The organism is Ectopseudomonas khazarica, assembly GCF_004521985.1.
Classification (GTDB): domain Bacteria; phylum Pseudomonadota; class Gammaproteobacteria; order Pseudomonadales; family Pseudomonadaceae; genus Aquipseudomonas; species Aquipseudomonas khazarica.
This window is the reverse complement of the sequence record NZ_SBHZ01000014.1, coordinates 105,398-121,423: the sequence shown is the minus strand read 5'-3', so window position 1 is coordinate 121,423 and position 16,026 is coordinate 105,398. Positions and strand designations below refer to the sequence as shown.

Genomic DNA, 16,026 nt, shown 5'->3' with positions numbered 1-16,026 from the left:
TTAGCGCCCGAAACGGGTGCTGTAGGTAATACCGAGCGAACCACCGGGATCACCCTCCCCCCCTCTGGGGGCAGACTGGTAACCGAGGGTCATGGCCAGCTCGTCGTCGCCGAACAGCTCGACGCCGATGCCGACGTTGATGCCGTAGTTGAATTGCCGCTCCGTCCACTGCCAGCCGGCGAGGGTATCGATCATCCAGGTGAACTGCGGACGTGTCCTGTTCAGGGCGCCCGGGAAGCCTCGCCGCCAGGTGCTGGCGACATAGAGCTGACCATAGCGGCTCTGCATCAGCTCGGTGCCTTCGATCGTGGCGCCCGGCTCGTTGTCGAACGGAATGTAGGCACCGCCATTGGCGTTGAGCAGGTCAGTGGCGACCTCGCTCTCCACGCTGTTGTTCTGATAGTCCACGCCCGAACGCAGCAACCAGGACGGGTCGTCGAAGAACACCGTGTGGCCCCACTCCAGCGACACGCCCTGGCCGCTGCCGATGGCATCGCCCTGTCGGGAACTGTAGTGGTTGTGCGTCAGCGACCAGCTCAACTGGTCACGCGCGGAGAAGCCGTGCTGGCCCCGGAGACGCACGCCGTCGCGCATGCCCAGGGCGCGCAGCAGGCCGGTGTCTTCGGCCTCGCGATGCCAGTCGAACGCCAGCCCCAGCTCATCACGCGAGCTCAGGCGCCAGCTGCGCTCGATGCCCAGGCCATGGCGGTCATCGTCGTCGCGCAGGCTGCTGTCGAGAATCAGGCGCAGGTCGCCGTCGTCCAGGGTGCGGCGCGCCTCCAGCTTGAGGTTGCGCTCGTTGCCGAGTACCGCGCTGTCCAGGTTCGAGCTGTTGTAGCGGCCCTGCTCGAGCTGCAGGTCGGCATACCAGTCATCGCCGAGGTAGCGGGCCACCTGCAGGCGCGGACCCTTGAAGTCCAGGTCGCCGAAGTCGGTCTTGCGCCAGCCCAGCTGCAGGCCCTGCGGGGAGCGCTCGAGCATGCCGGTGGTCTGGTAGAGCAACTGCTGGCGGATCGAATCCGGTTGCCCATCGCCCTGGGCACTGAGTCCCGAGGCCAGCGCCTCGCCCTCATGGCCGAGACGCGAGAGCACTTCCACCGTGTTCGCGGCATCGAGTCCGCCGTGTTCGAGCAGACGCTGCATCTGCGCGTGGTTGTCGTTGCGCAGCGCCTGCTGGATCTCGTCGTAGCTGCCGGCCTTCAACCCGCGCTCTGCCCCCCAGGCCAGCCAGTCGTCCTTCAGCGCCGACTGGTTGCTGGCATCGAGGCGCTCGAGGAAATGCTCGAACCACAGCTGCAGGGTCGCCTGCTCGCCGTTCCACAGACGCTTCGCCTGCGCCAGCGACGTCAGCGTGCCCTGCGACCCGGCCAGCAGGCGCAGGTACATGGCATAGCCTTCGGGCGTCGCAGTGACGCGTTGCAGATTGAGGTTGCGCAGCAGCTGGCGGCGCAGACGCCAGGCCAGGTCCTCGTAGCCGGCGGCCTCGGCCGCATCGGCATAGGCCGCGAGCACCAGGCGATCGGTTGGATTCGACTTGAGGTGCTGACGGAACCAGCGCAAGGCTTCCTGGGTGTTGTTGAGCAACATGTAGCCGGTGGCATAGGGCAGCCACAGCCGGCTGTCCGTCACGGCCAAAGCACGCCACTCCGGCAGCAGTTGCGCCAGCGAGTCGCGCTGGGTGTTGTCGATGTAGAACCACAGGATGCGCTGACGCACCAGGTTGTCATCGGGGAACAGGGCCAGCGCCTGCTGGTAGTAGGCCTGGGCCTGATCGAAATTGCCGTCCTGGGCGGCCAGCGCGGCACGGGCAATCCAGTACTGCGAGTTGTCACGTCCGTTGGGCGACTTCTCCGCATCGACCAGCAGTGCTCGCAGGGCATCCCAGTCACGCAACGTCTCGGCCAGTTGCAGCGCGACGATCAGACGCGTCACCCGGCCCGTGCGCTGCCAGCTATCGATGAGAATCCGCAGGGAGCGCTTGGGGTCGATATCCCAGTACAGGCGAATCAGGCGATCCTCATCCTCCAGGCCCAATGGCACGTTGAGGCTCAGCAGTCGATCGTACGAGGCGCGCACTTCCCCATCGCGTTCGAGTTCCCAGGCCAGATTGGCGCGCAGCTGCCAGAACTCGGGATCGTCCACCTCGGGTGAATCGGCTGCGGTCAGCACCTGCCAGGCCTGGTCCGGCTCGAACAGGTTCCAGTGCACCTTGGCCCAGCGGATGCGCTCCTTGATCGTCAGCGGCCCGCGTGCAGCCAGGGCCTGCCACTGCTCCACCTCTTTCCTGAACTGCTGCGTGTTCTCCATCAGCATGCGCAGACGCTGCCGCGCGAACAGGTGGTTGGGATAGCGTTGCAGGTAGGCCACCAGCCAGGCCTCGGCATCCTCGGGGGTGCCGCGGGTTTCGTGGCTGTAGACCAGGGTGTCGATCTCCACATCGGTCATCTGCCGGTGGGCGTCGATGGTGGACAGCGTCGCGATCACCTGGTCAAAATCGAACAACTGCAGGGCATAGCGCCAGACCCGCTCACGCAACTCCGGGTCTTCGCGCTGCGCCAGCATCTGCACCCAGTAGCTCAGCGCCTGCTGGGTGTGCCCGGTCCACTCGGCCAGGCGCGCCACTTCGGCCACCATGTCGTAGTCGTCGGGCGTCAGCGCCAGCAACTCGGGCGCCAGCTGCCAGGCCCGATCGACCGCACCGGATGCCAGGCTCAGGTGGAAATCGGCGGTCAGTGCGCGCGGGTCGTCCCTCTTCAGGCTCAGCCAGCGCTGAATGAAGCTTTCCGCCAGGTCATAGCGGCGCCCGCCCTGGGCGGCATCGACACCGGCTGCCAGCCAGTCGAGGGAAGCCTGTTGCGCGTCGAGTTCGTCCAGGTGCAGAGCCAGCAGTTGCGCCGCCTGCTCGGGATGATTCGCCGCGAGCAGGGCATCGAACGCTTCTCGCAGGTGTTCCATGCGCACCTGCGGATCGCTGTCTTCCGCCGCCAGCTGCTCATAGAGCTGCGCCGCGCCACTCTGGTCGTTGTTGGCCAGGCTCCAGATCGCCGCCTCGCCCAGCCAGTGCGTGCGCTTCTCGCTGTCGCGCTCGGCCAGCTCGCGGTAGGCCAGCACGGCGACGTCCAGTCCGCCGATCTCCAGCGAGTAGCGCGCCAGGCGCTCCAGCATGGCATTGTCCAGGTCGGCGATCTTCAGGCTGCGCAGTTCGTCGATCAGCGCCGCCCGCTGTGCATCGCTGATACCGTCCGGCTGGGCCTGGGCACGCAGCACGTCGAGCATCGCCGAGTAGAACGGCGTCGCGGACAGCAGACGGCCCTGCAACTGCTCCAGGTATTCGCGGGCACGGGTGAAGTCACCGACCTGAATCAGCTGATCGATCAGGCGCAGCTTGAGCTTGTCGTCTTCCGGGTGGGCCTTGATCAGCAGTTCGGTGTAACTGATGGCGACGGCGTCCGGCCGGTCGTCCGCGTCCGGCAGGAACACGTCCTCGCTCTTGTACGACAGCGCCAGCAACGCCACCACGAACCCGGCAACCAGCAGGATCATCCAGGGGTTGAGCAGGCGTGTGCGCGGCACCTTTTTCTTAGTTACAGATGAGTTGCGCATCGCTCACCTGCTTCATCGGCAATTCGAAGTGCCATACGCCATCGTCGTGCGTGCCGCTGAACCGGCCGCCCCCTGCCTTCACATGGCACGAACCGGCCGAGCGCACGCTGAAACTGAGCGGAAACTCGCCCTGGAAGGAAAACGTCACGCGCTTGTCGTCCAGGTAACGCCAGGCGGTCAGCGGAATGTTCGCCTCTTCCAGTGCCGGGCGCGGGTCACGGGTGTCGCGCAGGGCCAGCAGCGCATCGGCGCCACTCAGGTGCACGTAGCGCCCCTGCGGCAGATCACGCACCCCGGCGACGCCCCTGGAGCGGGCCAGGTCCGGCCAGCCCAGGGCCGGATCCAGGCGCAGCGTGCGCATGCCTACCAGGCCCTTCACCTGCCAGCTGCCGTCGCTGCGCCTGGCCAGGCTGGCGCGGTACAGTCCCTCGACCCGCTTGATGTAGTCGCTCATCCACAGCGACAGCGGCTGGCCATCGAGAATGGTCTGGTAGGTCTGGCGCATGGCCCGGATGGAGGCCTGCTTGGTCCCCGAGTAGAAATGGTAATAGAGGTGGAAGCCGCGCAGGCGGCGCGGACTGTCGGTCAGCGCGAAGGTGTCCTGGACGTCGCGGAAGCCGTAGTAGGGCCCCGTCCACAGGTTGGTGTAGACGTTCTCGTTGATCACCGGGGCGTAGAAGTGCAGCCCGCCGGAGGTCGGCCGGATCAGCGGATAGAGACCGGTCAGCGAGGGGTAGGCCTTGGTCAGCACGGTGTTGCCGCCGTTGACGTTCGGCAGACCACTGTCATACGCCAGCTTGATGGTTTCGGCGCTGGGCATGGCATCGCCGGACCAGAAGATCATCTTCACCGGCTTCTTCGGAGTGGTCAGGCGCTGGTTGATGTAGTCCCGCGTGCCGACGACCTCACGCGTGAAGTCCAGCGTCTTGTAGCCCGGAATGGCCATCATGTAGCCGTATTCCGCCTCGAAGTTCTCGCGCTGCGAGGCCTTTTCCGGCTGCCAGAAGAACGGGTGGCTGAAGGTGTGGCTGGCGACCTCGACCTTGGGATCGGCGAAGATCTTGCGGGCGATGGGTTCCAGCTCACGCGCCAGGTGCGGGTACATGCCACGCGGGCCGACTTCACCCTCGATCACCGACACCGAGGTCAGCAGCGGATAGGGATTGATGAAATCCTCCAGCACCTGGATACCCGAGTAAGGCGAACCGGGGACTTCGGCACGGGACACGAAACCATCGCCGTCCAGGTGCACGGTGGCGATGCGCCGGCCGTTTTCCGTGGTGGTATCGGGGCGCGGCAACGCCGGCAGCTTGAAGGCACGGGTGATGAAGGCGAACGGATCGAGTACCCAGCGCCGATGATCGAGCCCCTCCTCGAATACATAGGGCGCCATCGCGTAGCCGCCCCAGTCCCCGGTGGCCACCGGCACATAGACACGTTCGTCGCTCTCCAGGGACAACGCTGCCTGGGTACGCTCGGGCGCGGTCACGGTCAGCGGCGGCACGTCCCGCGTGCGCAGACGCAAAGGCGCTTCGAAGCCGCCGACCAGCGTGGCATCGTGGGACAGCAGCACGGCATCCTTGCCGACCGGCTGCGAACGCGTGCGGATACCCAGGCGATCCAGCAGGCTGTCGTTCTCGGTGGGCATCCCGGCGAGAAAGGCGAGCGGCACCTGCTCGTCGAGGCGCTGGCCCAGCCAGTTCTCGAAGTAATCGCGGTCCACCGGCGAGCCGCTGGTCATCCACACCACGATGCCCGTGTAGAGCCCTTTCAGCGGGCGCTGCGGCAGCGTGGTATCGGCCGGCCAGTAGTCGACCCGGTACCCCAGGTATTCGAGCAGGCCGCCAAGGTGCACGTGCCCCGGGTTGTCTTCGAGCTCGCCCTCGCGCGCATCGTAGACCAGGGCGATACGCCGGGGCTGGACCTCCACGCCGCTGATGCCCATGGCATTCAGCGCTGGGGAGGTCACGTAGGGGATGAAGCCTTCCTCGGTCAGCCGCGCAGCCAGCTGGCGCGCCTGTTCGCGCTGCTCTGGCGGCAAATACTCGATCGCCACCACCGGAATGCCCTGGGCCCGCACCTTGTCGAGGTGCAGCTGCAACCAGTCACGATCGCTCTGCGACACCGCCTTGTAGCCACCGCCCGCATCCCACCCGGCATAGAGGGACTCGACGGCGACTGCGGCGGCAACGCCCGGCAGCTCCGGCAGCACGTCGAAGCCACGGTTGAAGAACAACTTGAGCGTCGGTTCACGCCGGTGCAGTTCGTTCAGCAGGCTCTTCAGCGCCTCGCGCTGGCCGTCCTGGAGCGCCTGCGCCTGCAGATGGAAGCTGTCCAGGGTGTCGAGGAACAGGCCGGCGTAGCCCTGCTGGCGCAGCGCGCTGGCGCGCTCGAAGAGGTATTCGCGCCAGGCCGGCGAATCCAGGTCCATCACCTGGCTGTTCCAGGCAGCGTTGCGCACAGCACTGGTCGCCTCGCTCAACCCCGCCTGGGTGACATCGCCGGCGAATTCGCCGACGGACAGGTAGGCGAAGACCTCACTGCCCTGGGCCTTGAGGTAATCCAGATCCTTCGACGTGGCATGACCGGGCTCGACCACCACCCACTCGAACTGCGACAACTCGGGCAGGGGCAACTGATCGGCGTACCAGAAGGCTACGCTGGCAGGCTGAGCAAATGTCGTGGAAGCGAAAAATGCGACCGCCAGGCCGAAAAGCCGGGCAATTCCCTTGGAGGACTTCACCTGCATGACCTACTGCACTGGAAAGAGCGCTTGTGCGCTTACTGCTCGACAAAAGCCTCTGACGAGACTTCCCCCATAAACGTCAGGAAACCGGCTCCACCCCACGGAAACCGAGCGAAACTTGACATCAAAAAGCTGGCATATTGAATCAGCCCAACCAAGGATATGTCAATTTTTTGATCAGACAATGACCAAAAAAACGAACACCCCTCAAGTTAGTCAAATTACCGTCGAGCGCTAACGTGAAATCCGTCACACGGGAAACAACCCTTTAATATCAGAGACAAAGGCGTGTCGAGGCGGAGCGCCAAAAACCTGTCAAGACGCGGATTCGCGAATGCCGCCGCCCATTCCACCGACAGACGGTCACGAAGCCGTTGCGCGGCGCCACCTCAATCCAGACCAGCAGCCCGTCGCTGCGCTATCCGCCAGGACGCCAGCGCGCCGGTGGATTCACACCGGCGCGCTGGCCTGCATGGAGGCACGAGCGGAGAACGCCAGCTGGAAGTCACGCAGCAGCGGATGCGTGGCACGCCAGTCGAGGTCGGCGAAGCGAAAATCCAGATAGCCCAGGGCGCAGGCCACGCCGATCTGCGCCAGATCGAGCGGCCCCTGCAGCTGTGCGGCCTGACGCTCCAGCTCGGCCAACGCCCGCCACACCTTGCCCAGCTGGCCATCGAGCCAGGCCTGCGACTGTTGCTCAGGCTCGCGCACGGCCTTTTCGTAACGTGCGAGCAAGGCGGCCTCCATCAGGCCGTCGGCCAGGGCCGCCAGGCGCAACACCTGCCAGCGTCCGGCATCGACCGGCAACAGCCTGGACCCCTGATGCAAGGTGTCGAGGTACTCACAGATCACCCGGCTGTCGTACAGCGCCTGCCCATCATCGAGCAGCAGCACCGGTATCTTGCCCAGCGGGTTGGCCCGGTTGACCCGCTCGTTGAGCGTGGTCGGCAACACGGCAGTGTCGAGCAGCTCGATGTCCGCCAGCAAGCCGGCCTCGGCGGCCAGCACACGAACCTTGCGGGCGAAGGGTGAAGCAGCGGCGTAGATCAACTGCATGTGCATGGTCCTCTGTGATTCATCAAGCATGGTGGTTAAGGCCTCGGGCCTCATGCGAGGTTGCCCGAGCGCGACGATAGCCCCGGACAAGAGCAGAAACCAGCATTCCCGACACCAGTTGACAGTCCGGATACGGCACAATCGGGCATCGCAGGAAAAGGACAGGCCGATGCTCATCGACGAAGAACTCACCCTGAAGAAGCTGGAGGTCTTTCTCGCCTTCATGCGCAGCGGCAACCTGGCGCGCGCGGCCAGCGAACTGCAGACCAGCAACGTCAGCGTGCATCGCGCCATCCACTCTCTGGAGAGTGCCCTGCGCTGCCCGCTGTTCAAGCACGAGGGGCGCAACCTGATCCCGCTGGAAAGCGCCTACTGCCTGGAAGAAAAGGCGCAGAAGCTGATCCAGGACGCCCAGGAGATGGTGCGCCTGACCCGCGAGGCAGCCGGCTTCGGCGCCGAGCGCTTCAAGCTGGGCGCCCTCTACTCGCTGACGGTGAAGACCGTGCCGCAACTGATCATGGGCCTGAAGCTGCGGCGCAGCGAGCTGAACATCGACCTGGTCCTCGGCTCCAACGTCGACCTGCTGTACAAGCTGAAGAACATGGAGCTGGACGCGATCCTGATCGCACTCGACGACAGCATCAGCGACCCGGACTGCGAACAGCTGGCGCTGTTCTCCGACGACATCTTCCTCGCCGCACCGAACGACTCGCCCTTCGCCGAACAGCCCGAGGTGGACCTGGCCGACCTGCGCAACGACACCTTCATCACCCTGACCCAGGGCTATGCCACCTTCCGCGATGGCGAGCGGGTGTTCCAGCAGGCCGGCTTCGAACCGAAGGTGGCGATGCAGGTGAAGGACATCTTCACCCTGCTCAGCATGGTCAGCTCCGGCGTCGGCTATGCCCTGCTGCCGGGGCGGGTGGCGGCGGTGTACGAGAACCGGGTGAAGCTGATCCCGCTGCAGGCCAAGTACCACCTGCAGCAGCATATCGGCGTGGTGTTCCTCAAGGCCAAGGAGCGCGACCCCAACCTGCTGGCGCTGCTCGCCGAATGCCGGATGTACAGCCGCCAGGCGTAGAGGCATCTCGACGCCCTCGCGACTGAAGGCATGCCTGAACGGGGCCATAAAAAAGCCCGCCATGACGGCGGGCGAAAGGTCAGCCCAGAAGGCCTCGCATCAGAAAGTAGAGCAACGACGGGCCAAGCAGGCAGCCCAGCGCGGTGTAGAAGGCCGCGGTCAGGCAACCATAGGGCACCAGCTTGGGATCGGTCGCCGCCAGGCCGCCGGCGACACCGCTGGAGGTGCCCATCAGGCCACCGAAGATCACCGCGCTGCGCGGATTGTCCAGGCCGATGTAAGGCGCGACGAAAGGCGTGGCCACCATCACCAGGATCGCCTTGATCAAGCCGGCGGCAATCGACAGCGCCATCACGTCGGAACTGGCGCCCAGCGCCGCACCGGTCACCGGGCCGACGATGTAGGTCACCGCGCCGGTGCCGATGGTGGTCAGGCTGACCACGTCGGTGTAACCGAACGCCATGGCCACCGCGACACCCGCGACGAAGGACGACAGCACGCCGACGAACAGCGCCAGTACCCCGGCGAACCCGGCGCGCTTGAGTTCCTCGACACTGACCCCGAAGCCGGTGGCGACGATGGCGAAGTCACGCAGCATGGCGCCGCCCAGCAGGCCAATGCCGGCGAACAGGGGAATGTCCACCAGGCCTTTCTGGCCACCTGTGTAGGCGCCGCCGATATAGGACAGCAACAGGCCGAGGAGGATGGCGATGGCCGAGCCATGCAGGCGGCCCTTGGTGAACTTGTCGGAGATCCAGTACGACACCCACATGGTGATGCCGATGATGGCGAAACCGCTGAGCATGCCGTAGCTGGTGACAACCTTGAGCAGAGATTCGTACATGGCGATCACCGTGGTGCTTTGGTCAGGGAGGAGGTGACATCGGTTTCAGGCTTCTTTTGCCCGATCCGGCTGAGCACGGGGACCAGGGCGAAGCCGGCGACGACGGCGGCGATACCCGCCAGGATCGCCATCGGCCCACCGCTGAGGGCACCGTAGACATTCTGCTGGGCGGCCATGGCGACCACGATGGGGATGTAGATGGCGCTCCAGAACTCCACGCCCTGTTCCGACTTGCCGGTGAACAGTCCGCGGTTCTTCAGGTAACTACCCAGGAATATCAGCAGCAGCATGGCGATGCCGACACCGCCTACGTTGGCGGGCACGCCGATGAGTTGCCCCAGCAGCGAGCCGATGAAGATGCCTGCCAGGGTGCAGAACGCCAGAAAGGCGACACCGTAGATGATCATTGTTGTTGTCCTCGTTTCACATATCGAAGTTGTTGTTCTTGTGCTTCGGTAAACGCTACGGCTCAGCGGTCGAGGCTTACCTCCTGACGCAACATGGCGTCGAGTGTATCCAGACGTGCGCCGGCAAAGGCGACAGCCTGTCCGGGTTCGAATACGCGCCGGGCCAGACCGGTGAGCACGCCGCCTGGAGGCAGTTCCAGGTGCAGGCGCACACCGCGCTCGTAGGCAGTGACGAGCGTGGCCTGCCAGTCGACGCGGCGGCTCATGTTGAACGCCAGGTCATCGCGCAGACGCTGTGGCTCGCGAATCACCCGTGCCGAGCTGCTGCTCAGGTAACGCGCCCGTGGCACATGCAGCGCAACCCCGGCGAAGGCCGCCGCCAGCTCGCGCGCCGGTGCATCGAGCAGCTCGCAGTGCGACGGCACGCTCATGGCCAAGCGCCTGACCGCAGCGGCGCCGAGGGCGCGGGCCCGCTCGGCGACCTGCGCCATGGCCGCATCGCTGCCGGCGATCACCAGCTGGTTTTCCGCATTGATATTGGCCAGGTACAGCGGCCCTTCGGCGTCGTCCAACAGGCGCTCGACGCTGGCCTGATCGAGGCCGAGGATGGCGGTCATGCCGTAGCCGGCGGGATAGGCGCGCTGCATCAGCTCGCCGCGCAGGGCGACCAGGCGCAGCGCATCGGCAAAATCCAGGGCCTCGGCCACCACCGCAGCGGCGTAGGCACCGATGGACAGCCCGGCGACATACTCAGGACGATGGCCGCGTTCGATAAGCAGGCGCGAGGCAGCGACACCGGCGATCAGCAGGCACAGCTGCACGGCGCGGGTGCCCTGCAGCGCCTCGGCCGAATCCAGCAGGCGCACATCCTCGCCCAAGGTGGCGCTGGCCTGTTCCAGGCAATCGTGGACGACCGCGGCATCCGGCAAGGCCTGGAGCATGCCGGGCTGCTGCGCGCCCTGGCCGGGAAAGGCCCAGAGCGTGCTCATGCCGCCACCTGCTGCAGGAGCCAGGGATCGTCGACCAGCTGCGGGCCGCGTTGCGTTTTCAGCAGTACGCGCGCCGCGTCACCGGCCCATTCGCGCAGCGCCACGGCGCCGTGCGGGGTTTCCAGTTGCAGGTCGATGCGGCCTGGCGCGGCGTCCAGCACGGCACACAGCCTGCGGGCCGAGGCGCGGTCGAGGGCGTGCGGCGCCAGCAGCGTCAGGTCGAGATCGCTCTGCGGGTGCGCCGCACGGATGCCGCTGGCCAATTCGAAACCCAGACTGCCGGTCACGCCCCAGGCCAGGCCGAAGCCATCCAGGTGCGGCGCGACATATTCGAGGGCACGTAACGCCGGCCAGTGCCGCTGAGCATGCGCACGCCAGCGCCCTGCCCTGGCCACGGACTGGGGGTTGACCAGCCGGCTGATATCGCTCAGGCGCATCCAGCTTGCATAGCGCTGTTCACGCGCGGCGCCACGGATACCGACCGCCACCCAGCCGGGTTCGGCGGGAGCGCGACGCACCACCACCGGCACATGCCCGCCCAGGGCGGCGCGAGCCCAGACCGGCGCCTCCTGCGGCAGGTGCTCGGGGCGCAGGCCCCAGAGCAAATCATGTGGACGGGGTGTCGGGTGCATCGCTGGTTCTCCGCAGGGCGGGGGCAACCCGCCGTTTCGTCTCATTCAGGAGCGGCGGGGTTCACCCGCCCTGAGCCTCACCACTGCGCGCGCAAGGCCTCGCGCACCTGCGTGGAGGCGGCACGATTGGCCGCGCCCAGGCGATTGCGCAGGTCTCGCGGGCTGCCGGCGATAGCCACCAGCGCCTGGCTCAGCGCCTCACGCACATGGGCCAGGTCGGTCGCTGTCGGCTGCGCCACCTGCTCCACGTCGAGCACCTGCGCGAGCAGGCCGAGCGAGGCGTAGCTGTCCAGGTCATAGGCCATCGGCGGCACGCTGGCGGCCAGCGCCTCCAGCTCGTCGACACTGCGCAGGGTGATGCGCGCAGCGGCGGCCTTGCCCATGGCATGCACCATCACCCCGGCGTCGCGCAGGGCGATCAGGCGGTTGGCCTGGTAGCCATGGGCGAGGAAGGCACCGGACATCGCCTTGCCCACCAGCAGGCCAACAACCGCATGCCCGGCCAGGCGCGCACGGGCATAGGCATCCACCGCACCGGCCAGCGCCTGATGAATGCCGTAGGCCTCCTCGCGGCGGCCGTAGGCCTGGCTCGGCACGTCGACGATGGCGATCAGCGCACGCTTGTGCGGGTTGTCGCGATCCGCCTCGATGGCCTCGTCCACCGCCTGCGCCAGGCCCCAGCCTTCGAGCAGGCCGACCTCGCCGTTGCGGGCGCGGGGGAAGGCATTGTCGGCATCGGCGACCACCGCCAGATAACGCACCGCCTGGCCGGCCAGTTCGCCATCGGCCACCAGCAGCGAAGCGGGCAAACCGGCCAGCGGCCGGGCATTGCCACTCAACGCCCGGAACCAGTGCAGGCCACGTTGTTCTTGGACTGTGCTCATGTTCATGCTCCCTGATAGGCGCTGCGTACGGCAGCGGCATCGGCCTGGATCGAAGTGTCGACGGCGCGCAGTCGCTGCAGGAACCAGGCGTGGCGCCGACTGCGCTCCAGCTCGGGCTTGCCCTTGGCGAACAGCCCATGCAGTTCGCTGCGGATGGCCTCGACGTCATCGCTCACATAGCCGTCGACCAGGCCACTGGCATGGCGCTGCTCGCCGCCGGTCAGGCTCCAGATGAACGGGCGGTCGCGTGAGTCGTACTCGTCCAGCCCGGCCTCCTGCTCGATCACCTGCGGGCCGTTGAGCCCCAGGCGTGCCTCGCGGGTCACCAGCAGGTAGCTGCACAGCCCGGCGGCGATGGACATGCCACCGAAGCAGCCGACCGGGCCGGCGACCAGGCCGATCACCGGCTGGTACTGACGCAGCTCGACGATGGCGGCCTGGATCTCGGCAATCGCCGCCAGCCCCAGGTTGGCCTCCTGCAGGCGCACGCCGCCGGTCTCCAGCAGCAGCACGGCGCGCGTCGGCGTGCCTGCCCGGTTGTCCTCGGCGGCCAGTTCCAGGGCGCCGGCGATCTTCGCCCCGCCCACTTCACCCAGGCTGCCTCCCTGGAAGGCACCTTCGATGGCGATCACCACGGCAGGCGCACCGTCGAGCAGACCCTTGGCCACCACCACGCCGTCGTCGGCCTGCGGCACGATGCCCTGCTGCGGCAGCCAGGGCGACATCAGCCGGGCGAAGGGATCGAGCAGCTCGCGAAAGCTGCCGTCGTCGAGCAGGGCGCGGGCACGCTGACGTGCGCCGAGTTCGGTGAAGCTGCGCTGCGCCAGCAGGCGCTGGATGTCCTGTTCAGCCATGGCTCAGCTCCTCCAGACCTTGTTCCAGGCGCAGGCGCACCACGCCGGGGGTCGCGCCGAAATCGTGGATGGCGATGTTCAGTGCCGGCAACTGCTGCTCGCGGAACATGCGTTCGAACAACTGCTGCCAGCGCGGCGCACTACCGTTCACCGAGGTCACCACTTCGATGGCCAGGGTGCCGGCCTGGCCGGGTTCGAGCAGCACTTCCAGGTCACCGGAGCCGACACAGCCGACCAGCGCACGGCCCTGGGCCGGCTGCCCGGCGGGGAATTGAAAAGACAGGGTTTCCATTTCACAGACTCCCAAGCTGCGCCGGCAGGCCATGCTGCAGGCGGTCGAGGAACAGGGTGGCGGCGAGCAGATCGGCAGCGCCGCCAGGCGAGGCGCGCAGGCGCAGCATGTCGCGCTCCAGTTCGCGCAACAGGCGCCGGCCATCGAGGCTGGCGCAGCCACCGGCGGCGAGTACCGCGCGGGCGCCGCTCTGCATGCAGGTCAGCCCGGCCATGCCGGCGCGGTACAGCACGCAGGTGTCGGCCAGTTGGGTCATGATCGCCAGCAGCGCGTCGAGGCGAGCGTTCTGCTCCCCGACGCCAGCCGCCCGGCTGCGCGCCAGTTGCGGCAACGCCTGCTGCACGACCGCCGGAAAGCCCAGCTGCGCCTCTTCGCGGGCACCGTGCACGCCATACAGGCGGCACACCTGGGCGCCATGGCTGTCAGCGGCTACCGGCGCGGCGCGGTCGTTGAACAGCGCCAGGCGCGCCGCGCGCAGCGCCACCTGCGCCGGTGCCAGGGCGTCGGTGTCCAGCGCCGCGGCGGCGCTGAGCAGGCCCAGGGCCCAGATCGCCCCGCGATGGGTGTTGACCCCGTCGGTGACGCGCAGCATCTCCGCCTCGCCATCACGGCCGAGGCGGCCCACCTCGTCACGCAGTTGCTGGTCGACCTCGCCACGCTGCTGCGCCGCCTCGGCCATGGCCTTGAAGCTCGGCCACAGGGCCAGCGCCGACGCGTGCATCAGGCCCAGGTGCAGGTCGGTGTGCGCGCCGCTGCCGCGACGGTCGACCAGCCCCGGTTTGGGCGACAGGTCGGCCTCGTCGATCAGCGCGTCCACGGCCAGGTCGGCCAGCCAGTCCGCCAGGGACAGTGACAACTGCGGCTGCAATGCCGTAAGTGCATTCATCACCAGCTCCTGAACTTGGCGGGCGGGTTGTACAGGCCGCCGGACCAGTCGACCAGTTCGGCGATGCTCTTGGCCGCGAGCAGTTCACGGCTGGCATCGGTACGGCGGATGCCGAGGTCTTCGGGCAGGGCGATCAGCCCTTCACGGCGCATGCGCTCGGTGTCCTTCGGGTCATGGCGCAGGCCGATGGCGGTGACCCCGGCCACGGCGGCGATCATCGCCTGGCGTTCTTCCAGCGAGCGCGCCTTGTACAGGTAGGCGATGCCTTCCTCGGTGAGCAGGTGGGTGACGTCGTCGCCGTAGATCATCACCGGTGCCAGCGGCATGCCGGCCTTCTTCGCCACGTCGACGGCATCCAGGCGTTCGACGAAGGTGGGCTTGCCGCCCTCCTGGTAGGTCTCGACCATCTGCACCACCAGCTTCTTGCCACGCTCGAGCAGGGTCTCCGGCGTGGTCATGTCGAGCCAGGCCGGGGTGGCATGGCGACGGCCGCGCGGGTCATGCCCCATGTTCGGCGCGCCACCGAAACCGGCCAGGCGGCCGCGGGTCACGGTGGAGGAATGGCCATCACCGTCGACCTGCAGGGTGGCGCCGATGAACAGGTCCACCGCGTACTGCCCGGCCAGCTGGCACATCATGCGGTTGGAGCGCATCGAACCGTCGCGGCCGGTGAAGAACACGTCCGGGCGCTGGGCAATGTAGTCCTCCATGCCCAGTTCGGTGCCGAAGCAGTGCACGCTCTGCACCCAGCCGGTCTCGATGGCCGGGATCAGCGTCGGGTGCGGATTGAGCGTCCAGTTGCGGCAGATCTTGCCCTTCAGGCCGAGGGATTCGCCGTAGGTGGGCAGGATCAGCTCGATGGCGGCGGTGTTGAAGCCGATGCCGTGGTTGAGCGACTGCACGTTGTGTTTCTCGTAGATGCCGCGAATCGCCATCATCGCCATCAGCACGTGCACCGGCTTGATGTGGCGCGGGTCGCGGGTGAACAGCGGCTCGATGTAGAACGGCTTGTCCGCCACCACCACGAAGTCGACCCAGGACGCCGGGATGTCCACCCGTGGCAGCTCGTCGACTATCTCGTTGACCTGGAAGATGACGATGCCGTCGCTGAAGGCGGTGGGCTCGACCAGCGCCGGGGTGTCCTCGGTGCTCGGCCCGGTGTAGATGTTGCCGTGGCGGTCGGCCTGGAAGCCGGCGACCAGCGCGACATTGGGGATCAGGTCCACCAGCAGGCGCGAATACAGCTCGATGTAGGTGTGGATGGCGCCGACTTCCATCTGCCCGTCTTCGAGCAACTGGCCGATGCGCAGGCTCTGCGGCCCGGCGAAGGAGAAGTCGAGCTTGCGCGCGATGCCCTGTTCGAACAGGTCGAGGTGCTCGGCACGGCTGACGCTGGGCATGATCATGTGCAGGTCATGCAGGCGGGCCGGGTCGACCTTGGCCAGCGAGCGCGAGAGGAAATCCGCCTGCTTCTGGTTGTTGCCTTCGAGCACCACGCGATCGCCGGGGGCGATCAGCGCCTCGAGGGCCGTGACGATTCTGTCACTGGGCAGTACCACGCCATCGGCGAGGTCACGCACCTGATCGAGGCGCCGCGCTTTCTCCGCGCGACGACGCGACCACTGCGGCGGTGGGGATATTATTGTTGTCATTGAAGACTCCACGAGTTCCGCTGTCGTGGAGGCACATTAGGAGCGCGACCTGGTGGTCATCAATCAAGCAGGCGGAGCAATCGTTACGCTCAGGTTAACG

13 protein-coding genes are annotated in these 16,026 nt (G+C 66.8%); 1 reads left to right on the top strand and 12 read right to left on the bottom strand.

Going from position 1 to position 16,026, the window contains the following annotated elements:
* The 3 genes from EPK82_RS18400 to EPK82_RS18390 all read right to left on the bottom strand — a co-directional run bounded on the left by EPK82_RS18400 (position 1) and on the right by EPK82_RS18390 (position 7,405).
* Positions 1-3,603, bottom strand: a complete 3,603-nt coding sequence (locus EPK82_RS18400; protein ID WP_167494372.1) for a tetratricopeptide repeat protein — start codon at positions 3,601-3,603, stop codon at positions 1-3.
* Complete coding sequence (locus tag EPK82_RS18395) at positions 3,581-6,352, bottom strand: bifunctional glycoside hydrolase 114/ polysaccharide deacetylase family protein (protein WP_134677600.1); 2,772 nt, start codon at positions 6,350-6,352, stop codon at positions 3,581-3,583. Before EPK82_RS18395 ends, EPK82_RS18400 begins: the two co-directional genes overlap by 23 nt.
* 447 nt (positions 6,353-6,799) lie before the next feature.
* Entirely contained in the window at positions 6,800-7,405 is a 606-nt protein-coding gene (locus EPK82_RS18390; RefSeq protein ID WP_134677599.1) for a glutathione S-transferase, read from the bottom strand.
* Between the two features lie 169 nt (positions 7,406-7,574).
* On the opposite strand from EPK82_RS18390, the gene EPK82_RS18385 reads away from it, so the two are divergent.
* Positions 7,575-8,486: a LysR family transcriptional regulator gene (locus EPK82_RS18385; protein ID WP_134677598.1), complete on the top strand. Its 912-nt coding sequence runs from the start codon at positions 7,575-7,577 to the stop codon at positions 8,484-8,486.
* A gap of 79 nt (positions 8,487-8,565) precedes the next feature.
* Here EPK82_RS18385 and madM read toward each other — a convergent pair whose 3' ends face one another.
* From madM to mdcA, 9 genes are all read right to left on the bottom strand, one after another.
* Positions 8,566-9,330 carry a malonate transporter subunit MadM gene (gene madM / locus EPK82_RS18380; protein ID WP_037056837.1) on the bottom strand — a complete coding sequence of 255 codons (765 nt, stop codon included), beginning with the start codon at positions 9,328-9,330 and terminating at the stop codon, positions 8,566-8,568.
* A 5-nt stretch (positions 9,331-9,335) separates the two neighbouring features.
* Positions 9,336-9,737: a malonate transporter subunit MadL gene (madL, locus tag EPK82_RS18375; protein ID WP_037056835.1), complete on the bottom strand. Its 402-nt coding sequence runs from the start codon at positions 9,735-9,737 to the stop codon at positions 9,336-9,338.
* A 62-nt stretch (positions 9,738-9,799) separates the two neighbouring features.
* Positions 9,800-10,726, bottom strand: a complete 927-nt coding sequence (gene mdcH, locus EPK82_RS18370; RefSeq protein ID WP_134677597.1) for a malonate decarboxylase subunit epsilon — start codon at positions 10,724-10,726, stop codon at positions 9,800-9,802.
* On the bottom strand, positions 10,723-11,358 hold the full coding sequence (locus EPK82_RS18365) for a malonate decarboxylase holo-ACP synthase (RefSeq protein ID WP_134677596.1): 636 nt from the start codon (positions 11,356-11,358) through the stop codon (positions 10,723-10,725). The genes mdcH and EPK82_RS18365 overlap by 4 nt, the downstream gene beginning before the upstream one ends.
* A 77-nt stretch (positions 11,359-11,435) precedes the next feature.
* Complete coding sequence (gene mdcE, locus EPK82_RS18360; RefSeq protein ID WP_134677595.1) at positions 11,436-12,242, bottom strand: biotin-independent malonate decarboxylase subunit gamma; 807 nt, start codon at positions 12,240-12,242, stop codon at positions 11,436-11,438.
* Positions 12,243-12,244: 2 nt separating this feature from the next.
* Positions 12,245-13,096 (bottom strand): biotin-independent malonate decarboxylase subunit beta, encoded by an 852-nt coding sequence (locus tag EPK82_RS18355; protein WP_037056826.1) that lies wholly within the window; start codon positions 13,094-13,096, stop codon positions 12,245-12,247.
* On the bottom strand, positions 13,089-13,388 hold the full coding sequence (locus tag EPK82_RS18350) for a malonate decarboxylase subunit delta (RefSeq protein ID WP_037056823.1): 300 nt from the start codon (positions 13,386-13,388) through the stop codon (positions 13,089-13,091). Before EPK82_RS18350 ends, EPK82_RS18355 begins: the two co-directional genes overlap by 8 nt.
* 1 nt (position 13,389) lies before the next feature.
* Positions 13,390-14,274 (bottom strand): triphosphoribosyl-dephospho-CoA synthase, encoded by an 885-nt coding sequence (locus EPK82_RS18345; protein WP_134677594.1) that lies wholly within the window; start codon positions 14,272-14,274, stop codon positions 13,390-13,392.
* Positions 14,274-15,926, bottom strand: a complete 1,653-nt coding sequence (gene mdcA / locus EPK82_RS18340) for a malonate decarboxylase subunit alpha (RefSeq protein ID WP_134677593.1) — start codon at positions 15,924-15,926, stop codon at positions 14,274-14,276. Before mdcA ends, EPK82_RS18345 begins: the two co-directional genes overlap by 1 nt.
* Positions 15,927-16,026: the final 100 nt, after the last annotated feature.

Bases quoted from the DNA above. Each gene is read 5' to 3' on its own strand.
- madL (WP_037056835.1), bottom strand. From the start codon at position 9,737: ATGATCATCTACGGTGTCGCCTTTCTGGCGTTCTGCACCCTGGCAGGC.
- EPK82_RS18390 (WP_134677599.1), bottom strand. From the start codon at position 7,405: ATGCAGTTGATCTACGCCGCTGCTTCACCCTTCGCCCGCAAGGTTCGT.
- mdcA (WP_134677593.1), bottom strand. From the start codon at position 15,926: ATGACAACAATAATATCCCCACCGCCGCAGTGGTCGCGTCGTCGCGCG.
- EPK82_RS18345 (WP_134677594.1), bottom strand. From the start codon at position 14,274: ATGAATGCACTTACGGCATTGCAGCCGCAGTTGTCACTGTCCCTGGCG.
- EPK82_RS18350 (WP_037056823.1), bottom strand. From the start codon at position 13,388: ATGGAAACCCTGTCTTTTCAATTCCCCGCCGGGCAGCCGGCCCAGGGC.
- EPK82_RS18355 (WP_037056826.1), bottom strand. From the start codon at position 13,096: ATGGCTGAACAGGACATCCAGCGCCTGCTGGCGCAGCGCAGCTTCACC.
- EPK82_RS18365 (WP_134677596.1), bottom strand. From the start codon at position 11,358: ATGCACCCGACACCCCGTCCACATGATTTGCTCTGGGGCCTGCGCCCC.
- EPK82_RS18395 (WP_134677600.1), bottom strand. From the start codon at position 6,352: ATGCAGGTGAAGTCCTCCAAGGGAATTGCCCGGCTTTTCGGCCTGGCG.
- madM (WP_037056837.1), bottom strand. From the start codon at position 9,330: ATGTACGAATCTCTGCTCAAGGTTGTCACCAGCTACGGCATGCTCAGC.
- mdcH (WP_134677597.1), bottom strand. From the start codon at position 10,726: ATGAGCACGCTCTGGGCCTTTCCCGGCCAGGGCGCGCAGCAGCCCGGC.
- EPK82_RS18385 (WP_134677598.1), top strand. From the start codon at position 7,575: ATGCTCATCGACGAAGAACTCACCCTGAAGAAGCTGGAGGTCTTTCTC.
- mdcE (WP_134677595.1), bottom strand. From the start codon at position 12,242: ATGAGCACAGTCCAAGAACAACGTGGCCTGCACTGGTTCCGGGCGTTG.
- EPK82_RS18400 (WP_167494372.1), bottom strand. From the start codon at position 3,603: ATGCGCAACTCATCTGTAACTAAGAAAAAGGTGCCGCGCACACGCCTG.